Source organism: Pseudomonas sp. Je.1.5.c, assembly GCF_051129895.1.
GTDB lineage: Bacteria > Pseudomonadota > Gammaproteobacteria > Pseudomonadales > Pseudomonadaceae > Aquipseudomonas > Aquipseudomonas urmiensis.
Genome location: NZ_JBCPSP010000126.1, coordinates 1 through 250, shown reverse-complemented (window position 1 = coordinate 250; position 250 = coordinate 1). Strand labels below are relative to the sequence as shown.

Annotated in this window: 1 protein-coding gene; it reads right to left on the bottom strand. The window is 62.4% G+C overall.

Annotated elements, in window-relative coordinates; genetic code table 11:
* Positions 1-221: hypothetical protein (locus tag AAZU54_RS27425; RefSeq protein ID WP_434727914.1), on the bottom strand; the 221-nt coding region annotated here is incomplete at its 3' end.
* Positions 222-250: the final 29 nt, after the last annotated feature.

Genomic DNA, 250 nt, shown 5'->3' with positions numbered 1-250 from the left:
TCAACCGTTGCGCTACCAGCGGAGTCGATGTTGCCGTCCATGCGCCCATCGGTCATGGTCAGGTTGAGCGTACCACCGGTAGCAGCAACGGCATCGCCGGTCAGGGTCGATTGATTGAAGGTGGCCGAGGCCGTGCCGGCAGACTCGATATCGCCAGTCATGCTGCCACCGTTCACAGTCATGCCAAGCGTGCCGCCGTTGGCGACTGTGGCGTTGCCCATCAACGCAGTTCGCGCGAGGTCAACCGTTG